We start from the raw sequence: 18,251 nt of genomic DNA, 5'->3' as shown, positions 1-18,251 counted from the left end.
CGGTTATGAATAAAGAATATTTAATATATAAATTAAGCGATGAGGTAAAAAACTCATGCAAGATTGATAAGGATGCATTCAAGAAGTTCAATGTGAAGCGTGGACTTCGTAATGAGGATGGCTCTGGTGTGTTGGTCGGACTGACCAATATCGGTAATGTAGTGGGTTATGAGCGCGATGCAGAAGGTAAGTTGACTCCTACAGAAGGTAAACTTTATTATCGTGGTTATGAACTTGATGATCTGGTAACTCCTCTCTTGAAGGAGAAGCGTTTCGGATTCGAGGAAGTAGCCTTCCTGCTACTCTCGGGTCAGTTGCCTGATAAGGAGGAATTGGATGCTTTCAGAGAACTTCTGAACGATAATATGCCGCTTGATCATCGTACGATTACCCATATCATCGAGCTGGAAGGCAGCAACATCATGAACATCCTGGCCCGTTGTGTGCTCGAAATGTACACCTTCGATCCGAATCCGGATGACATCAGCCGTGACAATCTGATGCGCCAGAGTATTGAGTTGATTGCCAAGTTCCCAACTATCATTGCTTATGCATACAACATCTACCGTCACTCTGTTCAGGGTAGAAGTCTACATATTCGTCATCCTCGTGAGAATCTCTCTATTGCAGAGAACTTTCTTTATATGATGAAGCATGAAAACTATTCCGAACTGGATGCCCGTATGCTCGACCTTCTCCTGATTATCCAGGCAGAACATGGTGGTGGTAACAACTCAACCTTTACAGTACGTGTAACATCTTCTACCCGTACAGATACTTACAGTTCTATTGCTGCTGGTATCGGTAGTTTGAAGGGTCCTTTGCATGGTGGTGCCAATATCAAGGTTATCAATATGTTCCACCACTTGAAAGAAGCTATCAAGGATTGGGGTAATGTAACTGAACTTGATACTTACCTTAAGCGAATGCTCAACAAGGAGGCTTATGACAAGACAGGTCTCATTTATGGTATCGGTCATGCGGTCTATACTTTGAGTGACCCACGTGCCGTTGAACTGAAGCGCCTGGCAGGTGAACTTGCCAAGGAAAAGGGGAGAGAAGACGAGTATAATTTCCTGAAGCTGATAGAGCAGGAAGGTATCAAATGTCTGCAGGAACACCGTGGAGGCAGCAAGCCAGCGTGTGCAAATCTTGATTTCTACAGTGGCTTTATCTATGAAATGATTGGTTTGCCACAGGAAATCTATACACCTATTTTCGCCATGGCACGTATCGTGGGTTGGACAGCCCATCGTATTGAAGAACTCAATTTCGAAGGCCGTCGTATTATCCGTCCTGCATATAAGAATATTCTTGGCGAACTGGAGTATAAGCCACTTAATGAGAGATAAAATTCCTCTTTGTTATTATACAAGAAAGGCAATGCCCGTCGTTGGGTGTTGCCTTTTCCAGTCTATATACAAGCAGGCTATTGTCAAGTGATGCAGTGAAGTTTTTGTTTTGACCATTAGAATTAATATACGTTAAATATTCAAAGTAGTATGTTGTAATTTTGGAGAAATGAATAATTATTCTTATCTTTGTAGCCGAAAAGTATAAAGAAAAGTATAAGTATTGAAGTTTTAACCGTCTAGTTTTAAGACAAAACAGTAAATGGATTGCATGGAAAAAGAATTTGAAGATTACTGGAATAAGCACCAGAAAAGATTAATCTTGAATGCTCCAAAAGCACTACGCGATGAATATATCGAATCAACCAAGCTTGACAGCCCGATAGATTGGGTCTGTTTTATTCTGCCTGTGGCTTTGGGCATTGGCCTCCAGCCAATTTTGGATATTCAAAGTGAGATTCTCTCTTGGGCAGTAGTATTGCTTATTGTGGTAGTTTGTTTTGCTGTGATGCAGCTGGTTAAGCCTATGTTGCAGAAAAAGAAATCTACCATACAAGTGGTCAAGAGCATTAAAGCTTTTTATTATGAAGTATACAAGAAAAATGGTTTAAAGAAATTAGAGCCTTGGAATTAGATTCCAAGGCTTTTTTGTTTATTGAAACCATTATATAATCATGAAATCACTCATCACATCATCCGATATGTAAAGACCTTCCCGAGTGAGGGAGAGCCTGCCGTTCTTTATTTTCATCAGCCCCCGGCTGATATGCGACTGGGCTTCCTGGAACAGTCTGTCTGCCAGTTCTTTTCCGAATTCCTGCTCCATCTTCATGAGATTTATTCCGTCGCTTGTTCGCAAGGCGGTTGTTATCAGATCATTGTATCGGGTGGAAATATCTAGCTGTTCACTCTCAGAAGGCAGAATGCCATCGCCGATGCTTCGAATATAAGTCTGGATATTTTCGATATTCCAGCTGCGCTGCTTCCTATTGTAGGAGTGGGCGGCTGCTCCTATTCCGATATATGGTACCTCGTGCCAGTAACTGCTGTTGTGGCGTGAACGGAACCCCGGACGGGCAAAATTGCTGATTTCATAATGTTCGTAGCCTGCTCCAGTAAGCTGGTCTATCAGGGTTTCATACATCTTGCGACTGGTTTCTTCATCTATTTCGCTAATCTTTCCCTGTTTCAGCATATGGTAGAGGGGAGTTCCCTCTTCGTACATCAGACTGTAGGCAGATATGTGTTCCACATCCAGCTGTATGGCGTGCCTGATATCGCTCATCCATTGGGAAAGAGATTCTTCGGGGAATCCGAACATCAGGTCGATACTGATATTGCGGATGCCGATGTTGTGGAGCCGGTCGACGGCTTCTTCTACCTCTCTGGCGTTATGACGGCGATGCAGAAAGTGTAAGCGCTCATTGCTGAAGGTCTGCGCCCCCATGCTGATGCGGTTGATGGGGAGTTGCTTCAGCGTCTCACAGAAATCACCGGTTACATCGTCCGGATTGCATTCCATCGTGATCTCCATATTCTCTGCCAGCGTATAGTTTTTTCTGATAGCAGAGAAAATCTGGTTGAGTTGGGAGCCGTTGAGCTGACTCGGGGTTCCACCGCCCAGATAAATGGTTTCGATAGTTTCATTGCTTCCGAGAGCGGCTTTTTCCGGGCGCATCTGCATCTCCCGGCAGAGAGCATCAGTGTAATCATCCCTTAACTTGAGGGAGGTGGTACTGTAAAAACCGCAGTAGATGCACCGGCTTTCACAAAAGGGGATATGTATGTATAGTCCTGCCATATTTCTGAACTTCTTTTTCTATATATAATAAGGTGTAAAGACAAAAACATGTCTAAACAAAGTGCAAAAGTACTAATATGTTTTAAAAAACAGAAGTTTTTTGCCCAAAACTTTTGGCAATGTGCGATTTTTTTTGTACTTTAGTAGCATGAAACAGAAAAACCGGTGGTTTGACTGTGGATTGCAACTAGCAAATTTAAGTATAACCCTTAAAAATCTATAAGCGTCATGAGAGTTTATCAGACAAATGAGATTAAAAACATTGCGCTGTTGGGCAGTGCGGGTAGCGGCAAGACTACACTTGCCGAGAGTATGTTATTTGAAGCAGGCGTTATCAAGCGTAAAGGCTCTGTAGAAGCGAAAAATACGGTGAGCGACTACTTCCCAGTTGAGTTGGAATACGGCTACTCTGTGTTCCCTACAGTTTTTCATGTAGAGTGGAACAACAAGAAGCTTAACATTATAGATTGCCCAGGTAGCGATGATTTCGTGGGAGGTGCCATTACATCTCTCAATGTTACCGATCAGGCAGTTATCCTTATCAATGGTCAGTATGGTCCAGAAGTAGGTACACAGAACAACTTCCGTTATACAGAGAAGTTGGGTAAACCTGTCATCTTCCTGGTAAACCAGCTCGACTCAGACAAGTGCGACTTTGATAATATCATAGCCACCATGAAGGACATTTATGGTTCTAAGTGTGTGCAGATACAATATCCTATTGAGACCGGTTCAGGCTTCAATGCTCTCATTGACGTCTTATTGATGAAAAAATATTCCTGGAAGCCTGAGGGCGGTGCTCCTATTATTGAAGATATTCCAGAAGAGGAAATGGAGAAAGCCATGGAACTTCATACGGCTCTTGTTGAGGCTGCAGCCGAGAACGATGAGGGACTGATGGAGAAGTTCTTCGAGAGCGAGAGTCTGACAGAAGATGAACTTCGCGAGGGCATCCGCAAGGGATTGGTTACCCGTAGCATCTTCCCTGTGTTCTGCGTTTGTGCAGGTAAGTCGATGGGCGTTCACCGCCTGATGGAGTTCCTTGGCAATGTGGTTCCTTTCGTAAGCGAGATGCCGAAACTGCATAATACACGTGGTGAGGAAATTACGCCAGACAGCAATGGTCCTGAGAGTGTTTACTTCTTCAAGACTGGTATGGAACCTCATATCGGTGAGGTAAGCTACTTCAAGGTGATGAGCGGCTCTATCAAGAATGGTGACGACCTGACTAATGCAGATCGTGGCTCCAAGGAGCGTATCGGACAGATTTATGCCTGTGCGGGTGCCAACCGTGTGCCTGTAGAGCAGTTGAATGCTGGTGATATTGGCTGTACCGTGAAGATGAAGGACGTGAAGACCGGCAATACCCTTAATGGTAAGGGAGCTGAGTGGCGTTTCGACTTCATTAAATATCCTAACCCTAAGTATTCACGTGCTATCAAGGCTGCCAATGTTCAGGATACAGAGAAACTGATGGCTGCACTCCTGAAGATGCGCCAGGAAGACCCTACTTGGATTGTTGATCAGAGCAAGGAATTGCGCCAGGTAATCGTAAGAGGACAGGGCGAGTTCCATCTCCGCACGCTGAAGTGGCGTCTGGAAAACAACGAAAAACTCAATGTGACTTTCGAAGAGCCACGTATTCCTTATCGTGAGACTATTACCAAGAAGGCTCGTGCTGACTACCGCCATAAGAAACAGAGTGGTGGCTCTGGTCAGTTTGGTGAGGTGCATCTCATTGTTGAACCATACGCAGAAGGTATGCCTGATCCTACGTCATTTACCTTCAACGGTCAGGAGTTCAAGATGAATATCAAGAGCCGTGAAGAGGTTAGTTTGCCATGGGGTGGTAAACTGGTATTCCTCAACTCTGTGGTTGGTGGTGCCATTGATGCCCGCTTCATGCCAGCTATTCTGAAGGGTGTTATGGACTGTATGGAACATGGTCCGTTGACGGGCAGTTATGCACGTGATGTACGTGTCATCGTTTATGATGGTAAGATGCACCCAGTAGATAGTAATGAACTTTCGTTCATGCTTGCTGCCCGCCATGCGTTCAGCGATGCCTTCAAACAGGCTGGTCCGAAGATTCTGGAGCCTATCTATGATCTTGAGGTTTATGTGCCTGCTGATTTCATGGGTGATGTGATGAGTGATCTCCAGGGACGTCGTGCTCTCATTATGGGTATGGACAGCGAGGCTGGTTATCAGAAGCTGAGTGCCAAGATTCCTCTGAAGGAACTTGCCAGCTATTCCATCTCTCTGAGTTCATTGACTGGTGGACGTGCTTCGTTCACTACCAAGTTTGCCAGCTACGAGTTGGTTCCTTCCGACATTCAGAGTAAGCTGATTGCGGATCATGAGGCAGAATTGGAGAAGGATGCTGAATAGCAATTGTTAGGTTAGAGAAAAATCTCTCTTATATAAATTAAAATTTTATGTTGATATGACCAATATGGGGAAGTGTGCATGTGATATGTATACTTCCTCTCTTTTTTTTATGAAAAATGAAAATATAGTTTTATATACGAAACTAAAAACGCAGAAAAATGTTAAAAACTAGAAAGAGTAAATAATTAATTAACGATTTTAAGTTAACTGATTAAGAAATTTCTTATCTTTGCCCCCATGAAGAAGAAAACGATTTGGACCATAGCCATTATCATGGGCTTTTCGTTCCTTGCGCTGCTTTACTTGCAGCTCAGTTACATCCAGGAGATGGTAAACATGAAGAAGGAACAGTTTGACGAGTCGGTCAACAGAGCCCTGTATCAAGCTTCAAGAAATTTGGAGCTTAATGAAACTCTGCGCTATCTCGAAAAGAATGTCAACGAGACAGAACGTAAGGCCAATAAAGATAAGAACAAGGGAACGGCAGTTTATTCAACTTTCGAGCTGAAGACAAATGCCACACATCCTGGCAATATGCCGAAGGCGATGATACTGCGTAGCGATAAGAATTCGCTGACAGAAACACAGAAGTCGCTTCAGGAAATCGTGAAGAACCGCTATGTCTATCAGAAAGCGTTGCTGGATGAGGTGGTATATTCTATCCTTTATTCGGCATCAGACAAGCCGCTGAAGGAGAGAATCAACTTCAAGCAGCTCGATCAGGACCTCAAGGCTGAGATGATGAATAATGGTATCAACATACCTTATCATTTCACCGTGACTACCCAGGATGGACGAGAGGTTTACCGCTGTCCTGACTATACGGACGAGGGTGAGGAATACAGCTACTCACAGGTGCTCTTCCGCAACGACCCACAGTCGAAGATGGGTGTAGTAAGGGTACATTTTCCGGATATGAACAGCTATATCTTCTCCAGTGTGCGCTTCATGATTCCTAGTGTCATCTTCACGCTGGTACTGCTGATTACTTTCATCTTTACCATTGTGGTTATCTTCAGACAAAAGAGATATACTGAGATAAAGAACGACTTCATCAATAATATGACCCACGAACTGAAGACGCCGATAGCCAGTATCAGTCTGGCAGCGCAGATGCTCAATGATACTTCGGTGGCAAAGAGCGAACAGATGCAGAAACATCTGGGTAACGTGATCAACGATGAATCGAAGCGTCTTCGTTTTCTGGTAGAAAAGGTATTGCAGATGAGTATGTTCGACCGCAAAAAGGCGGTGTTCAAGAAGAAAGAACTCGATCTGAACGAGATGGTTGAGAATATTGCCAATTCCTTCTCGCTCCGCGTTGAGCATACTGGTGGTAAGGTCTATACCGATATCGAAGCCATCGATTCGGGACTATATGTTGACGAGGTGCATTTCCAGAATGTCATCTTCAATCTGATGGACAATGCTGTGAAATATCGCAAGCCGGACGAGCCGCTAAACATTACGATGAAGACCTGGAATGATGAAGAACATCTGTATCTCTCGATTACGGATACCGGTCTGGGTATGAAGAAGGAGAATCTGAAGAAGATATTCGACAAGTTCTACCGCGTACATACGGGCAATGTCCATGATGTGAAGGGATTCGGACTGGGACTGGCTTATGTCAAGAAGATAGTAGATCTTCATGATGGTGAAATTAAGGTAGACAGCGAATTGGGAAAGGGCACAACCTTTACCATCAAGTTGCCGGTGATTCACAGTTAAGACTTGAAGAAACAGAATAAAGAATTAAAAGAATATTAATAATTTTAAAGAATAAAGATATGGAAGAGAAAATTAAAATCTTGCTTTGCGAGGACGATGAAAATTTAGGTATGTTGCTTCGCGAATATTTGCAGGCAAAGGGATTTACCACAGTTCTGTGCCCTGATGGCGAGGTAGGTTATAAGGAATTCAATAAGAATAAGTTTGATATTGCAGTACTCGACGTGATGATGCCAAAGAAGGACGGCTTTACCCTGGCACAGGAAATTCGCCAGACCAATGCCGACCTCCCAATCATCTTCCTTACTGCTAAGACATTGAAGGAAGATATCCTTGAAGGTTTCAAAATTGGTGCTGATGATTATATCACCAAACCTTTCTCTATGGAAGAATTGGTATTCCGTGTAGAGGCTATTCTCCGCCGCGTACGTGGCAAGAAGAGCAAGGAGTCTACCATGTATCACATTGGTGACTTTACCTTCGATACACAGAAGCAGCTTCTTACCATTGGTGACAAGCAGACCAAACTTACCACCAAGGAGAATGAACTTCTTGCTTTGCTCTGTGCTCACTCTAATGAGATTCTGCAGCGTGATTTTGCTCTGAAGACCATCTGGATTGATGACAATTACTTCAATGCACGCTCAATGGATGTTTATATCACCAAACTCCGTAAGCATTTGAAGGACGATCCTCAGATTGAAATCATCAATATCCATGGTAAGGGATACAAACTGATAGTTCCTAACGAAGATTAAATGATTCTGTAATTGGGAAAAGATTCTCAAAGATATAAAAAGGATAAGTCGATGACCGGCTTATCCTTTTTTTAATGAATATACAAATCCTGCTATTCCTGCCAGGATGAAAAAGAGACCAGCGAAGAGTACGCTGTTTCCCTGAATGGAAAACGCAAAGCTGGCCACCATCAGCAGGACGCCTAAAACGATGAAAGCCATGCCCATAGATGGTAGGGTATGGAGCAGAGTAATCAGTTTCTTGTTCATTTTTGCCATATTCTTTACAATTTAGAGGTTGTTTTTATACTATTAACAATTATTTTGTGCAAAAGTACGAAAAATATTTGGTTAATTCAAGAAAAAGTCGTAATTTTGCACCGCAATTCGTGAAAAGGCTGTGTTTTCGCACACATTTTCCGGTTTGCATGAGAATTTTTATATTAATATTTAATCATTTAAAGTAGTATGAATCAATACGAAACCGTTTTCATTTTGACTCCCGTTTTGTCTGATGAACAGATGAAGGAAACGGTCGCTAAGTTCGAGAAGGTACTCACCGATAATGGTGCTGAGATTCTGAACAAAGAGGCTTGGGGTTTGAAGAAGTTGGCTTACAACATCGAGAAGAAGACATCAGGCTTCTACAGCTTGGTTGAGTTCAAGGCTGAGCCAACTGTTATCGCTAAGCTCGAAACAGCTTATCGCCGCGACGAGAAAGTAATTCGTTACATGACTGTTAAACTTGACAAGTATGCTGCCGCTTACGCAGAGAAGCGTCGTGCAAAGCTTGGTAAAAAAGAGGAGGCTTAATCATGGCAGATCAGAAATCAGAAATCCGTTATTTGACTGCTCCTTCTATCGACACAAAGAAGAAGAAGTATTGCCGTTTCAAGAAGAGCGGTATTAAGTACATCGACTACAAGGATCCAGAGTTCTTGAAGAAGTTCTTGAACGAGCAGGGTAAAATCCTTCCACGTCGTATCACAGGTACATCTTTGAAGTATCAGCGCCGTGTAGCACAGGCTGTAAAGCGTGCTCGCCAGATCGCTTTGCTTCCTTACGTAACCGATTTGATGAAGTAATTTAAGGAGGATAAAGAAGAATGGAAATTATTTTGAAGCAAGATATTATCGGTCTTGGATATAAGAACGATATCGTAAATGTAAAGAGTGGTTATGGTCGTAACTTCCTTATCCCTACAGGTAAGGCTGTTATCGCATCTCCATCTGCTAAGAAGCAGTTGGCTGAGGATTTGAAGCAGCAGGCTCACAAGCTTGAGGCTATCAAGGCTGAGGCTGTTAAGAAGGGCGAGGCTCTCGAGGGCATTGTTCTTACTATTGCTGCTAAGGTGAGCGCTACTGGTCAGCTCTATGGCTCAGTTAACGCTGCAACTGTTGCTGAGGAACTCGCTAAGAAGGGCATCGAGGTTGATCGCAAGATCATCACTATGAAGGATGCTAAGAAGGTTGGTGAGTACGAGGCTACTGTACACTACCACAAGGAGGTTGAGGTTAAGGTTCCAGTTAACGTTGTTGCTGAGAACGCTCCTGTTGCAGCTCCTGCTGCTGAGGAGGCTCCAGTTGAGGCACCTGCTGAGGCTGCAGCTGAGGAAGAGGCTCCAGCAGCTGAATAATCCTAGCTCAATCAATTTGTATGAAGTACGATATTTTTCGCACTGTAAAGCAAATTAATATAAAGATCCCTTTTGCCGCAAGGCATTAGGGATTTTTTTGTATCTTTTCCCAGTTCTGAATGGAAAGTTTTTACCATTCTTGTAGTAATTTAGAATATATAACTTTATTTTTTAATATTCTCTGCTGATTCTCAGAATTTTATTGTACCTTTGCAGTCGGATTCAGAGAATTCATATTTATTACAGAATATTATTTATAAACTAAAAAATATAAGGATAAAATGAAAGCATTTGTTTTCCCTGGACAGGGTTCTCAGTTCGTAGGTATGGGTAAGGATCTCTACGATAACAACGCATTGGCAAAAGAACTTTTTGATAAGGCCGACGAGATTCTCGGCTTCAAGATTACTGATATCATGTTCGCCGGAACCGACGATCAGTTGAAGGAAACCAAGGTTACCCAGCCTGCTGTATTCCTCCATTCTGTTATCTCTGCTCTTTGCCTGGGTGAGGAATTCAAGCCAGCTATGGTTGCTGGTCACTCTCTCGGTGAGTTCTCTGCATTGGTTGCTGCCGGTGCTATGGCTTTCGAGGATGGTTTGAAACTCGTTGCTGCCCGTGCCAACGCTATGCAGAAGGCTTGCGAGGCTAACCCTGGTACCATGGCTGCCATCATCGGTTTGCCAGATGAGAAGGTTGAGGAAATCTGCGCTGAGGTAAGCACAGAAGGCAACGTGGTAGTTGCTGCTAACTACAACTGCCCTGGTCAGCTCGTTATCTCTGGTAACGTAGATGCTATCAATGCTGCTTGCGAGAAGCTGAAGGCTGCCGGTGCTAAGCGTGCATTGCCTTTGAAGGTTGGTGGTGCTTTCCACTCTCCATTGATGCAGCCAGCTAAGGATGAACTTCAGGCTGCCATCGAGAAGACTACATTCTCTGCTCCTAAGTGCCCGGTTTACCAGAATGTAGACGGTAAGCCTCATACTGATCCAGCTGAGATTCAGCAGAACCTCATCGCACAGCTTACAAGTTCTGTACGTTGGACTTCATCTGTACAGGCTATGATTGCTGATGGTGCTGATGACTTCACAGAGTGTGGTCCTGGCAAGGCATTGCAGGGTATGATTGGCCGCATCGACAAGAATGTTGCCGCTCATGGTATTGCTTAATCAACAATAACACTATTCAACGTTTTATCTTTTCAGCAAAGGCGTTGTTGGAAAGGTAAAACGTTTCATTTTTTTAGTAAAGCCGCTAAATGAAGGAAAAAGTTATTATATACCAGGTTCTCCCACGACTCTTCGGAAACCAGAATACAACCTGTAAGGAAAATGGTACCATCGAAGAGAATGGTTGCGGAAAGCTGAATAATTTCTCAGATGAAGTTCTGGCTCGCATCCACGATATGGGATTTACACATATTTGGTATACCGGTGTGATTCGTCATGCCACTCAGACAAACTACTCTTCTTATGGAATTCCTACTCAGCATGCAGAGGTAGTGAAGGGAAAAGCAGGTTCGCCATATGCTATTACCGACTACTATGATATCGATCCAGACTTGGCTGTGAATGTCAGTATGAGAATGAAAGAGTGGGAGCAGCTGATAGAACGTACTCACAAGGCAGGTATGAAAGTAATCATGGATTTCGTTCCGAACCATGTAGCCCGAGAGTATCATTCCATTTGCAAACCAACAGGTGTACGGGATTTGGGAGAAGATGATGATCCGAACATGCACTTCTCTACCAGGAATAATTTCTATTATGCATGGGGCGATTTGGATTTGAATGAAATCCGTCAGTCCAAACCAGAGTTCAAGGCTTTTTCTGCGAAAGATGCCAAGATTTATGAACCTTATACCGAGAGCCCAGCCAGAGCTACAGGAAACGACCGGTTTGATAACCATCCTGGCTGTAACGACTGGTATGAGACCGTGAAACTCAATTACGGTGTAGATTACTGTGATGCAGGAGGCAGAAGCTATCATTATGAACCAGTGCCAAACACATGGGGCAAGATGACAGATATCCTCCTCTTCTGGGCAAGCAAGGGTGTTGATGGCTTCCGCTGTGATATGGCAGAAATGGTGCCAACGGCCTTCTGGTCATACGCTACAGGAATATTGAAGGCGAAGTATCCTCACATCGTGGTTATCGGCGAGGTTTATGATCCTAACCAGTACCGCAACTATGTAAAGGCTGGTTTCGATTATCTTTATGACAAGGTAGGAATGTATGATTGCCTGCGTGGCGTGGTTCGTGGTGAGCGTCCGGCAGCCAGTATCACTCACGAGTGGCAGGTAGTGGATGATATCCGCGATCACATGCTCTATTTCCTTGAGAATCATGATGAGCAGCGCATCGCCAGCGATTTCTTCTGTGGCTCAGCCATGAAGGCGATTCCTGCGGCAGCCATGAGTCTCTTCTTCCAGAAGAATCCTTTCATGCTTTACAGCGGTCAGGAATTCGGCGAGAAGGGAATGGATGAGGAAGGATTCAGCGGCACGGATGGCCGTACCACGATATTCGACTATTGGAGTCCGGAAACTCTGGCACATGCCTATCAGGATTCATCTGACTCGGCATTGAGTCAAGAGCAGAAATATCTGGCAGCCACTTATCGTCAGCTTCTTCGCTTCGCCAATGAAGAGAAAGCCATCCGCGAGGGTGAGACCTTCGATTTGATGTATGTGAATCCGGGTTCTGAGAATTTCGATCCCCGTACCAATTTCGCCTTCCTTCGCAAGAAGGATGATGAAGCCATGCTCATCGTACTTAACTTTGCTCAGGAGGCGCGCCAGCTACAGGTTTGCATCCCTGGTCATGCTTTTGATTTCTTTCATATTGCTGAAGAGGAGGTGCTGGTAACAGAACTGTTCTCGGGTGGTAAGAAGAAGGTTGAGTTGAAGAAGGATGGCGTATTCCCGATATCAATGGATGCTAACGGAGTAAGAATCTATAAATTCAATGTCAAGATGGAGGAAAGTGATATCATATTGAATGAGCATCATAAGGAGGAATTCCCTCCTGCTCATACGGCTGAGCATCTGCTCAATCAGTTGATGGTTCGCCTGTTTGGCTGTGAGCGCAGCCGCAATGCACATATTGAGCGAAAGAAGAGTAAGATGACTTTCTTAGTCGATCACAAGCCTACCCGCCAGGAGGAGAAGGAGATTGAGACGGAAATGAATCGTCTGATAGAGCTTGATATGCCTGTTACTTACGAGTTTGTGGATCGTGACCATATTCCGGCTAACGTCAAGTTAGACCGTCTGCCGGATGATGCGAGCGAGACCTTGCGTCTGGTTCGTATCGGTGATTATGATGTTTGTCCATGTATCGGCAAGCATGTCCGTTCTACCGCCCAGATTGGCAAGTTCGTACTGTTGGGTACCAATTGGGATGAGCATGCGCATTCTTTGCGTATCCGCTTCAAGATTGTTCAGTAAAATATAAAAAAAGCAGCAATGGAGTAGTAGCCATTGCTGCTTTTTTCTTTTATAATTACTGCTTTCTTCTTTCCTTTTCTTTCGTGCACATAAAAGTTTTTTTTCTCGAAAAAAGTCTCAAAGTCTCATTATTTGCGGCTAAAACCGATGTATGCGATTGATATATAATGGTTTATAAAAATGAGACTTTTCTGTTTATTTTACAAAGAAGTATCATAGAAGTATCATAAATTCAATAGAAGTATCATAAAATTCAGGTAAGTTGCTTTCAAAGAACGCCTTTTTTTTGAGGATTTATGTCTAGAAATACAGGCATAAAAACTAAGAAATGTCTAGTATTTCCGTTTTATAAAACTGATAGTGTGTCTACCTTTCTAGTTTATAAAGTATGCCAATATTAACCAGGAATAAGATGGAAAACAGATAACTGTAGTTAGGAATAAGCACATAGGTTGGTCTCTTAGTGCCCGTCACACGGTCACTAAGGGATCAAGTGATGGGCATCGGTAGACCAAGTGTTGGGTACTCATTGCCCGTGCTGCGGGCATTGAATGCCCGTTTCATGGGGTGATTTTCGGGCACTATTTTGAACAAGCAAATTGTAGTTTTTCTATATTTAGTTGACTATAATTTCGTGTTTTTTTATGATGCATCATGGTGATTTAATGATACTTCTATTGAAATCATGATACTTCTATGATACTTCTTTGTAAATATATTTGGAAGTATCATTTTGTAATTCATTATGTATCAGTGATATATTTGCAAATAATGATACTTTGAGACTTTTTTCAAGAAAAAATATTTATGTGTGAGTATAAAGGAATGGGTGAATCTGCGTCATTTGTAAGCGACTCCTCGCATCATTTTCCTGAAAAATGATAGTAAGTTAGAAAATAATCTCTTGAAAGCTTGCCAGTCTCATTTCTTTTTCTTATTTTTGTACCCATAAATATCAGTATATTGAAGGTAAAGGCTGATATATGGGATAAATATCATTATAATGATAGATAAATTAATAGAAGATTATGGCAGATTTATATGAATATTCTACTCCTGAGTTGGTACGTTTACTGGGAGTAAGATTCAAGGAATATAGAATGAGATGCAATCTCACCCAGAAAGAGGTTGCCGAGCTTACTGGGCTTGGCTTGACCACCATCCACAAGTTTGAGAATGGTACAGCGGGCAATCTTTCGCTTTCCACTTTTCTCCTCTTACTGAAGGTGGTAGGGCAGATTGATGCCATCAATGATGTGCTTCCAGAACTTCCTCCATCTCCTTATCTGATGAGAAAGGATGAGAAGAAGGCACAGAGAATTCGTCATACTAAATAATAACTGGTTATGGTAAATACTTTGAGAGTAATGCTTTGGGACGAAGAAATCGGTCGCTTGGCATGGGACAATCGCCGCAGGTTATCGTACTTTACATATAATCCTGAGTTCTTGAAGCAGGGAATTGATGTTTCTCCTCTTCAAGCTCCTGTGCGTGGTATTCGTGCAATGACACCCGTGTGGGGAGAGGATGCCAAAATGTACCAGAAACTTCCTGCATTTCTGGCAGATTCGTTGCCGGATGCCTGGGGTAATCAGCTTTTCGAGCTTTGGCGAATTCAAAATCATATTCCAAATGCTGATATAACTCCGTTGGATAAACTTTCTTTTATCGGTAAGCGAGGCATGGGTGCATTGGAATTCTTACCAGAGGTGGCAAAGACGGATAAGGCTGAAATGATAGATGTCAAGTCGTTGGCAGACTTGGCTGAGCGCATTTTCATCGAGCGTGAAAATGCCCATATCATGCCAGAGGAATCTATCACGATGCAGTCCTTGCTTACGGTGGGAACATCGGCTGGTGGACGCCAACCTAAGGCTATCATTGCCATCAATAAAACTACGGGGGAGATACGAAGCGGTCAGGTGGCTGGGCTGCAGGATTATGATTATTACATATTGAAATTTGGCGATACGAAATATAGTTCTGCCGAGATAGAGATGACCTATTACGAGATGGCCATCAAGTCGGGAATAGATATGATGCCATCCCGACTATATGAGATAGATGGAAACAGGAATTTCATAACGAAGCGTTTCGATCGTGATGGTGAGAGAAAGTTGCATACGCAGACCCTTGCTGCGATTTCTCCGGAAGCCGATAGCTATGAGGGACTTATTGCTGTCTGCAGAAAATTACATTTGCCGGATACAGATTGCCAGGAAGTATTTCGCAGACTTGTGTTCAATGTACTTTCCAACAATACGGATGACCATACAAAGAATTTCTCTTTTGTGATGGACGAGGCGGGGATTTGGCGTTTGTCACCAGCCTACGACCTCACTTATATTATAGATACAGGAGGCTATTTACCTAATACGGGTCATTGTATGTATGTAAGGTCTAAGCTGCATCATATTTCTTACGATGATGCCATTCTGTTTGCCAAGGACAATGGCATTCGGCGTGCTGATGCAATCATTAGGGAAGTAGCTGATTCTCTGCGGCAATTCCGTGACATAGCCAAGCGAAATGAGGTTCAGGACAGATGGATCAGTTCCATAGAGTCAGCGATAAATGCTCATCTCGTATCATGGGGATTGGAGGATAAAGACAACAGTTCTGCTTCTTTTGAGATAGATGGCAAAAGTTGTACTGATGTTCGCATAGAGCAGGCTTACAAAGGCAACTTCCATTTGTATGCAAGCATAGATGGGCGAGAGTGTAAGTTTATTATCGGAAAGAACAAGCCCGAATATGCTACGATTCAAGAGACGGGATTGTCGAATCTTCCGGAGTCGATGCTTAGAGATTTGGTTGCGAAATATCTGCTGAGATAGAAGATATTTGATTTAAAATAGAAAAAGCAAAGAAATCCACTTTGCTTTTTCTATTTTCCTTCTAAAAAGTTTGTATGATCAAAGATTATTCGTATCTTTGCAGCACGAGAACCCGCCAAGCCTCTCAACGATGCTCAAATGTGCGGGTCGTTTTCCTTTAGATATATTGTTAATAATCAGAAAAATGCTTGTTTTCTGAAATATTATCTGTATCTTTGTACATTAATTATTAAGAGTAAGATTATGGCTTCAAAGAGATATCCTTTGGGAATACAAACGTTCTCCGAAATCGTGAAGGGGAATTACTTCTATGCTGACAAGACGGCTATCGTCTATCAGTTGGCTCATTATGCCAAATTTCATTTTCTGAGTCGCCCACGTCGATTCGGAAAATCCTTGTTTGTATCTACCCTCCAGGCTTATTTCGAGGGTAAGAAAGAACTGTTTAAGGGCCTTGCCATTGAACAGATGGAGAAGGAATGGACGGCATATCCTGTCATCCACCTGGATCTGAGCTGTGGTAAATATTATAGTTTGGAGAATACATATTCAATTCTAAACGGAATACTAGAAGTAGAAGAGAAAAAATATGGTTTAAAAGTTAATCCAATAGATGAGAAGTCTTTTGGAGGTCGTCTTAAGAACATCTTGCTTGCAGCAGCTGCTCAAACAGGTAAACAAGCAGTTGTTCTCATCGATGAATATGATGCTCCAATGCATGATTCTGTCAGTGACGAAGACTTGCAGAAAACCATCCGCAATATTATGCGAGATTTCTTCAGCCCCTTGAAGCAGCAAGAGGGAAACATCCGCTTTGTATTCATCACAGGCATCTCCAAGTTTAGTCAGCTCAGCATCTTTAGTGAATTGAACAATCTCAAGATTCTCACGTTGAAGGATGAATACAGTAGCTGTTGTGGTATAACCAAGAGTGAATTGACTCAGTATTTCCATGAGGGAATCGAGGAGATGGCTGAGCATAATGGACTCACTTATGAGGAGACCTTGCAGCAACTCAAGCAGCATTATGATGGCTACCACTTCAGTATCAATAGCGAGGATATCTTCAATCCTTACAGCATTATCAATGCTTTGGACGATAAGGAGTTTAATAGCTATTGGTTTACATCTGGTACGCCTACGTTCCTGATAGAACTGATGCAGCAGAAGAATTTGGATATGATGGACTTAAATGATATCTGGGCTAGAGCTAAACGCTTCGATGTTCCTACTGAGACGATTACTGACCCTGTGCCAGTCCTTTTCCAAAGTGGGTATCTTACGATTAAGGGATATGACAAGCAGTTAGGTATGTATTACCTTAGTTTTCCTAATCAAGAAGTTAGACAAGGTTTTTCGGAAAGCCTTTGCCAATATTATACCCCTTCAGAGGTAGGCGAACTTGATGCTATCGTATATGCTTATAAAAAGAATGTGCTCATCAATGACGACATGGGAGCCTTTATGCCTCATTTGAAGGCATTCTATGATAAGTTCCCATATACGATTATCAACAATAATGAGCGTCACTATCAAGCCGTGATATTCACCATCTTCACCATGCTTGGCGAAGATGTGAAGGTGGAGCATACCACTTCGGATGGAAGAATAGACCTTGTGCTCAAGACGGATAAGAGTATCTTTATCTTTGAGTTGAAATATAAGAAGTCTGCCGACATCGCCATGGCGCAAATCAGCGATAAGAACTATGCCAAGGCTTTTGCCGATGATGGGCGAAAGGTTGTGAAAGTGGGTATTAACTTCTCGGAAAACCAGCGAAGTATAGAGGATTGGGTGATAGAATAAATGAAATAGAAGAATGTTGGTGACCTTCATCAGGTGTATGTCACCACACTATATAGATAAAAATATATCTGAACAGGGGCGGTAACTCGTTTTTAAAGGCAGTTACCGCCCCATTTCAAGCATGTTTTGTTCTTTTGTACAGTCGCAGAACTTAGATAATCACCGCCGTTCCGCTGCATGTTACCATCAGCATGGAGCCGCTTTTTCCTACGGTTTCGTAATCCAGGTCGATGCCCACGATGGCGTTGCAGCCCAGGGATGCGGCACGGTCGGCCATCTCTCTGAGGGCTGTATCCTTAGCCTCGCGGAGGGTGCTTTCGTAAGAACCGCTTCTGCCGCCGATTACATCACGGACACTGGCAAAGAAATCCTTTACAAAGTTGGTACCGATGATGGTTTCGCCGGTCACTACGCCACGGTATTCACGGATAGGGTGCCCTTCTATGGTTGGAGTGGTACTTAAAATCATAGTCTTTTCCTTTCTTTTTTATGTTATTATCAATGTTATT

Annotated in this window: 16 protein-coding genes; 13 read left to right on the top strand and 3 right to left on the bottom strand. The window is 43.0% G+C overall.

Going from position 1 to position 18,251, the window contains the following annotated elements; translation table 11 throughout:
* Nucleotides 1-5 precede the first annotated feature (5 nt).
* Nucleotides 6-1,352: a citrate/2-methylcitrate synthase gene (locus ONT18_RS07080; RefSeq protein WP_117727882.1), complete on the top strand. Its 1,347-nt coding sequence runs from the start codon at nucleotides 6-8 to the stop codon at nucleotides 1,350-1,352.
* Nucleotides 1,353-1,623: 271 nt separating this feature from the next.
* Complete coding sequence (locus tag ONT18_RS07075; RefSeq protein WP_022121911.1) at nucleotides 1,624-1,986, top strand: hypothetical protein; 363 nt, start codon at nucleotides 1,624-1,626, stop codon at nucleotides 1,984-1,986.
* A gap of 30 nt (nucleotides 1,987-2,016) precedes the next feature.
* On the opposite strand, the gene hemW is transcribed toward ONT18_RS07075, so the two are convergent.
* Entirely contained in the window at nucleotides 2,017-3,153 is a 1,137-nt protein-coding gene (gene hemW, locus ONT18_RS07070) for a radical SAM family heme chaperone HemW (protein ID WP_264904675.1), read from the bottom strand.
* A 228-nt stretch (nucleotides 3,154-3,381) separates the two neighbouring features.
* Here hemW and ONT18_RS07065 point away from each other — a divergent pair, with 228 nt between their 5' ends.
* From ONT18_RS07065 to rprY, 3 genes are all read left to right on the top strand, one after another.
* Complete coding sequence (locus tag ONT18_RS07065; protein WP_006847394.1) at nucleotides 3,382-5,544, top strand: elongation factor G; 2,163 nt, start codon at nucleotides 3,382-3,384, stop codon at nucleotides 5,542-5,544.
* 237 nt (nucleotides 5,545-5,781) lie between these two features.
* Entirely contained in the window at nucleotides 5,782-7,275 is a 1,494-nt protein-coding gene (locus ONT18_RS07060) for a sensor histidine kinase (protein WP_006847395.1), read from the top strand.
* A 59-nt stretch (nucleotides 7,276-7,334) separates the two neighbouring features.
* Nucleotides 7,335-8,033 carry a response regulator transcription factor RprY gene (rprY, locus tag ONT18_RS07055; protein WP_117692264.1) on the top strand — a complete coding sequence of 233 codons (699 nt, stop codon included), beginning with the start codon at nucleotides 7,335-7,337 and terminating at the stop codon, nucleotides 8,031-8,033.
* 60 nt (nucleotides 8,034-8,093) lie between these two features.
* Here rprY and ONT18_RS07050 read toward each other — a convergent pair whose 3' ends face one another.
* Nucleotides 8,094-8,291 (bottom strand): hypothetical protein, encoded by a 198-nt coding sequence (locus ONT18_RS07050; protein ID WP_118153981.1) that lies wholly within the window; start codon nucleotides 8,289-8,291, stop codon nucleotides 8,094-8,096.
* Between the two features lie 189 nt (nucleotides 8,292-8,480).
* On the opposite strand from ONT18_RS07050, the gene rpsF reads away from it, so the two are divergent.
* From rpsF to ONT18_RS07010, 8 genes are all read left to right on the top strand, one after another.
* Complete coding sequence (rpsF, locus tag ONT18_RS07045; RefSeq protein WP_006847398.1) at nucleotides 8,481-8,825, top strand: 30S ribosomal protein S6; 345 nt, start codon at nucleotides 8,481-8,483, stop codon at nucleotides 8,823-8,825.
* 2 nt (nucleotides 8,826-8,827) lie between these two features.
* Entirely contained in the window at nucleotides 8,828-9,097 is a 270-nt protein-coding gene (gene rpsR / locus ONT18_RS07040) for a 30S ribosomal protein S18 (protein ID WP_006847399.1), read from the top strand.
* 20 nt (nucleotides 9,098-9,117) lie between these two features.
* Nucleotides 9,118-9,648 carry a 50S ribosomal protein L9 gene (gene rplI, locus ONT18_RS07035; protein WP_006847400.1) on the top strand — a complete coding sequence of 177 codons (531 nt, stop codon included), beginning with the start codon at nucleotides 9,118-9,120 and terminating at the stop codon, nucleotides 9,646-9,648.
* Between the two features lie 281 nt (nucleotides 9,649-9,929).
* The gene (gene fabD / locus ONT18_RS07030; protein WP_022121906.1) at nucleotides 9,930-10,817 is read left to right on the top strand and encodes an ACP S-malonyltransferase; all 888 of its coding nucleotides are present in this window, start codon (nucleotides 9,930-9,932) and stop codon (nucleotides 10,815-10,817) included.
* Nucleotides 10,818-10,906: 89 nt separating this feature from the next.
* The gene (locus ONT18_RS07025) at nucleotides 10,907-13,099 is read left to right on the top strand and encodes an alpha-amylase family glycosyl hydrolase (RefSeq protein WP_264904670.1); all 2,193 of its coding nucleotides are present in this window, start codon (nucleotides 10,907-10,909) and stop codon (nucleotides 13,097-13,099) included.
* A 1,028-nt stretch (nucleotides 13,100-14,127) separates the two neighbouring features.
* Entirely contained in the window at nucleotides 14,128-14,436 is a 309-nt protein-coding gene (locus ONT18_RS07020) for a helix-turn-helix domain-containing protein (RefSeq protein WP_119229221.1), read from the top strand.
* Nucleotides 14,437-14,445: 9 nt separating this feature from the next.
* Nucleotides 14,446-15,936 carry a type II toxin-antitoxin system HipA family toxin gene (locus ONT18_RS07015; RefSeq protein WP_264904668.1) on the top strand — a complete coding sequence of 497 codons (1,491 nt, stop codon included), beginning with the start codon at nucleotides 14,446-14,448 and terminating at the stop codon, nucleotides 15,934-15,936.
* A gap of 243 nt (nucleotides 15,937-16,179) precedes the next feature.
* Nucleotides 16,180-17,742 carry an ATP-binding protein gene (locus ONT18_RS07010; protein WP_264904666.1) on the top strand — a complete coding sequence of 521 codons (1,563 nt, stop codon included), beginning with the start codon at nucleotides 16,180-16,182 and terminating at the stop codon, nucleotides 17,740-17,742.
* 151 nt (nucleotides 17,743-17,893) lie between these two features.
* Here the strand turns inward: ONT18_RS07010 and ONT18_RS07005 are convergent, their stop codons facing one another.
* Nucleotides 17,894-18,211 (bottom strand): heavy metal-binding domain-containing protein, encoded by a 318-nt coding sequence (locus tag ONT18_RS07005; RefSeq protein WP_117587376.1) that lies wholly within the window; start codon nucleotides 18,209-18,211, stop codon nucleotides 17,894-17,896.
* Nucleotides 18,212-18,251 lie beyond the last annotated feature (40 nt).

It is taken from the genome of Segatella copri, assembly GCF_026015295.1.
GTDB classification, from domain to species: Bacteria; Bacteroidota; Bacteroidia; order Bacteroidales; family Bacteroidaceae; genus Prevotella; species Prevotella copri_C.
The sequence above is the reverse complement of the archived record's forward strand: the minus strand, read 5'-3'. Positions and strand labels throughout refer to the sequence as shown.